Origin of the sequence: Rhodoferax sp., from assembly GCF_039922535.1 — a bacterium.
Classification (GTDB): Bacteria; Pseudomonadota; Gammaproteobacteria; order Burkholderiales; family Burkholderiaceae_C; genus Rhodoferax_B.
The window spans coordinates 1-4,447 of record NZ_JBDTEM010000500.1 but is presented as its reverse complement, the minus strand read 5'-3'; the positions used below and the strand labels follow the sequence as shown (position 1 = coordinate 4,447).

4 protein-coding genes are annotated in these 4,447 nt (G+C 61.4%); 2 read left to right on the top strand and 2 right to left on the bottom strand.

Translation table 11 applies throughout. The annotated features are described in order from the left end of the window. Together ABI213_RS23435 and ABI213_RS23430 are read right to left on the bottom strand one after the other, a co-directional pair. The coding region (locus tag ABI213_RS23435) for an efflux RND transporter permease subunit (protein ID WP_348028902.1) at positions 1-1,834 on the bottom strand (1,834 nt) is incomplete at its 3' end. Between the two features lie 14 nt (positions 1,835-1,848). After that, on the bottom strand, positions 1,849-3,177 hold the full coding sequence (locus ABI213_RS23430; protein WP_348028900.1) for an efflux RND transporter periplasmic adaptor subunit: 1,329 nt from the start codon (positions 3,175-3,177) through the stop codon (positions 1,849-1,851). Between the two features lie 90 nt (positions 3,178-3,267). Here ABI213_RS23430 and ABI213_RS23425 point away from each other — a divergent pair, with 90 nt between their 5' ends. Together ABI213_RS23425 and ABI213_RS23420 are read left to right on the top strand one after the other, a co-directional pair. Beyond that, positions 3,268-3,906 carry a TetR family transcriptional regulator gene (locus tag ABI213_RS23425; RefSeq protein ID WP_348028898.1) on the top strand — a complete coding sequence of 213 codons (639 nt, stop codon included), beginning with the start codon at positions 3,268-3,270 and terminating at the stop codon, positions 3,904-3,906. Between the two features lie 32 nt (positions 3,907-3,938). Further along, a complete protein-coding gene (locus tag ABI213_RS23420) occupies positions 3,939-4,325 on the top strand; it encodes an S-adenosylmethionine decarboxylase (protein WP_348028896.1) in 387 nt (128 codons plus the stop codon). Positions 4,326-4,447: the final 122 nt, after the last annotated feature.

The following is a 4,447-nucleotide window of genomic DNA, read 5'->3' as shown; positions in this document are numbered from 1 at the left end:
GAAAGTTCAAACCGACCAGGCTAAATGTCGAGTCGATGTTCTTATTGGGGGACACCGCTGCTTCGATTTGCTTGACCATCTGGTTGGTGCGGTCCAGCGAAGAACCTTCGGGCAGGATGGCCGCGGCAATGTAGTAGCCCTGGTCTTCATCGGGCACCAGGCCACCGGGAACAATCTTGAACAGCAGCCCGGTCAAACCGGCCATGCAGATAAACAAAATCACGCCCATGAAGCCGCGCTTCAGGAAGAACGCCACGCCACGGGTGTAGCGATGGGTCAACTTTTCAAAACTGCGGTTGAACCAGTTGAAAAACGCGTTCTTGCGTTCGGCACCGGGCTTGAGCAGCACCGCGCACAGGGCCGGGGTCAGCGTCAACGCGACCACACCGGACAGGCACACGGCGATGGTGATGGTGACCGAAAACTGGCGGTACAACTCACCCGCCAAGCCGCCCAAAAAGGCCACCGGGATGAACGCGGCGCACAGCACCAGCACAATCGCGATCACCGGGCCGGTCACTTCGCGCATGGCTTCGATTGAGGCTTCACGCGGGCTCATGCCCTCTTCGTGCATCAGACGTTCGACGTTTTCCAGCACCACAATCGCATCGTCCACCACGATACCAATGGCCAGCACCATACCGAACAGCGTGAGCGTATTGATGCTGTAGCCCAGCAGGTGCAGGCCTGCCATGGTGCCGATCAGCGACACCGGCACGGCCAGCGTGGGGATGATGGTGGCGCGCCAGCTTTGCAGGAACAAATACACCACCACAAACACCAGCACCATGGCCTCGGCCAAGGTTTTCAGCACTTCGTGGATGGACTCGGTGACAAAAGGTGTGGTGTCGTAAGGTGTGGAATAGGTCAGGCCCTCGGGGAACTTGGTCTTCAACTCGATCAGGGTCTTTTCCAGCGCTTCACGGGTGTCCAGTGCATTGGCACCGGTCTGCAGGAATACGCCCACCGGCACGGTCGGGTGGCCATTGATGCGGCCATAGAAGTTGTAGTCTTTGGAGCCCAGCTCGACGCGGGCCACATCCTTCAACCGCACGATGGCACCCTTGTCGCCGGTACGCACCACGATGTTGGCGAAGTCTGCCGGTTCGAGCAGGCGGCCTTTGGCGGTGACGGTCAGGGTCAACTCTTCGGTATTGCCGGGTGGCGAACCGATCTTGCCGGCCGCGTACTGGGCGTTTTGCTCGGTCACGGCGCTGGAGATGTCGCCCACGGTAATGCCCATGGCCGCCATGCGGTCCGGGCGCAACCAGATGCGCATGGCGTAGTCTTTGGCACCAAAGATCTGCACATTGGTGGTGCCGGGCACGCGCTTGATGGCATCCAGTACGTTTTGTGTCACGTAGTTGGAGATAAACAGCGCGTCATAGCGGTCATCGGGCGAGTAGATCGCCGCCACGGTCATGAAGCTGGCCGAGCTTTTGGCTACGGTCACGCCCTGGCGCTGCACTTCTTGCGGCAGCTTGTTCAACACCTGGTTGACGCGGTTGTTGACGTTCACCGCCGCGATATCCAGGTCGGTACCCACGTCAAACGTGACGCTGATGCTGACGGCACCGTCGCCGGACGAGGTGGAGCTCATGTAGAGCATTTTTTCCACGCCGTTGATCGACTGCTCGATGGGTGCCGCCACCGTGGTTTCCAGCACTTCGGCCGAAGCACCAGGGTAGACCGCGCTAACGCTCACCACGGGTGGCGAAATTTCCGGGTAGCGCGCAATCGGCAGCACGCGCATAGCGGCCAGCCCGGCGAGCACCAGGAACAGAGACAACACCGTCGCGAAGATCGGACGGTCGATAAAAAACTTGGAGAACATGGGCGGGTTGCTCCTTATTTCGCAGCAGAAGCAGGCGCACTGGCGGGCGCCACAGCTGGCTTCTCAGCAGCGGGAGCGCCACCAGGGGCAGTTGGAGCCGCACCGGGCGCGGTGGCCACGTAGGGCACGGGCTTGACGGTCATGCCGGGCTCATGCGCCTTGATAAAACCTTCGACCAGCACGCGGTCGCCGCTTTGCACACCCTTGGTAACGATCCATTCGCCCTTGGTCCAACCGTCCAACTCCACCGGACGCGGGGCCAGCTTGTCGTCAGGGGTGACCAGAAACACGATCTTGCCCATGGGGCTGTCGATCACCGCACGCTGCGGCACGCTGATGGAATTGGGACGGCTGGCACCGCCCAGCAGCACACGCACAAACTGACCGGGGCGCAAGACGCCATCGGGGTTGGGGATTTCGGCCCGGGCATCAAAGCTGCCGGTCGTGGGGTTCACTTTTTCGCCCGTGAAATTGAGCTTACCTGCACGCGGGTAGGTGCTGCCGTCGGCCAGCTTCACGTTGACGCTGAAGCCCAGACTGCCATTGGCCGACTTCTTGCCGGGCACGGCCACCTGGCCCGAGCCCACTTGCTTGGTGATGCGCAGCAGATCGGCTTCCGAGACGCTGAAGTTCACGTACATCGGGTTGGTTTGCACGATGGTGGTCAGCAGGCTGTCGGTAGCCGACACCAGGTTGCCGTCGGACTTGGCAGCAATGCCGGTGGTGCCGCTGATCGGGGCCACTACGGTGGTGTAGCCAAGGTTCAGGCGGGCTTCGTTGGCCTGAGCCTGGGCCTGCTTGAGCGAGGCGGCGGCGGATTCGGCGGCCGACTTGGCATCGTCAAATTCTTTCTGGCTGATGGCTTTCTCGGCCACCAGCGGGGCCAGCCGGGCCTGGTCGCGCTGGGTCTGGTTGACCTTGGCCTGGGCCACGGCCACGGCGGCTTCGGCGGAGGCGGCCTGGGTTTGGAAGTTGGCCGGGTCGATCTGGAACATTGGCGTACCCGCCTTGACCGTCGCACCTTCTTCAAACAAACGCTTGTTCAAGATACCGGCCACCCGGGCCCGTACTTCGGTTTCGCGCGAACCCGCGGTTTGGCCCACGTATTCCAGCTCGATCGGATGGTCTTGCGCCGTCACGGTCACCACCGAGACTTCGGGCGGCGGCATCGCGCCGCCAGGGCCACCGGCCTGGTCTGCTGGCTTACCGCAAGCCACCAAGGCCAAAGGCAAGGCAGCCAACAAGAAGGGCGACATCCACCGCTGGCGCAAAGAACGCGCCGCTGGTGCGGGATGGGGATGGTCGATCGAGGGAGCGCGAGACGGTGCGATGGACATAAACATAGTAAGGTTTAATTAGGTTGATGTAGTATCACATACATTCGTGTATGTTTACTTTAAGATAAGTAGTAACCCGTTAGCAAATTTCCCGCCATGGCCAGAAAAACAAAAGAAGACGCAGAGCATACCTATTCGGCCTTGTTAGAGGCTGCGGAACAAATGTTTTTCGACAAAGGTGTTGCCCACACCACCTTGGCCGATATTGCCAGCGCAGCAGGCATGACGCGCGGTGCCATCTACTGGCATTTCAAAGACAAAGGCGCGCTGCTCCAGGCCCTGTTTGCGCAAGCCACGCTGCCCATGGAAAACATGCTGGCCGAGGCCACCGCCTACACCGCGACCGACCCGCTGGGTGCCCTGCGCAATATATGTGTGCAGGCTCTGACCACGCTGGCAGGCTCCCCCCGGCAGCAGCGCGTGTTCAACATTCTGTTCCACAAATGTGAAAACGTGGGCGAAGTGGCCAACGTGCTGCAGCACGAAATCGCCTGCCGCGACGAGTGCCAGGCCAAGTTTGAAACCATCTTGCTAGAGGCCATTGCCCAGGGCCAATTGCCCGCCGACACCGACGTGTTTCTCAGCCGGCAAGCCGTGCACAACTTCACCGTCGGCACCATGCGCGAATGGCTGCTGGAGCCGCAAAGCTACCCGCTGGCCAGTGCCGCACCGGCCATGGTGGACATGCTGATTGCCGGGCTGCGCACCTGCCCTCCCCGCGTCCCACCTGGATAAACCTGGTTAAGCGCCGGGTTACAGTGCAGACCATGCAAGGCCTGCACCTCACCGCCGATCTCCACCACTGCGATTGCGACAGCGCCTGGCTGCTGGACGCACGGCTGCTGGGCGTGGCCTGCCGCGATGCCGTTCAGGCCGCCGGTTTGCAGGCCGTGGGCGAACTATTCCATGCTTTTCCGGCCACCGCACACGGCCCGGGTGGGGTCACAGCGACTATTTTGCTAGCGGAGTCGCACCTCTGCGTGCACACCTGGCCCGAGCTGCGCGCGGTGACGTTGGACGTGTACGTGTGCAATTTTGGTGCCGACCACTCGGCCAAGGCGCACGCTTTGTTGGATGGGCTCATCGCCCTGTTTGCGCCCACCCAGGTGGACCGCCAGAGCTTGCAGCGCGGCGTGCTGGCCACCCCGCTCTAATTTCAAGTAATTGAGCCTTCTAGCGCACGGCCAATCTGCGCTAACAGCTATTATTCAGATAGCATGCAAGCGCCTTTGCGGAAGGTGCCAAGCCGCCCGAGCCGGGTCGGATACCATGCTAG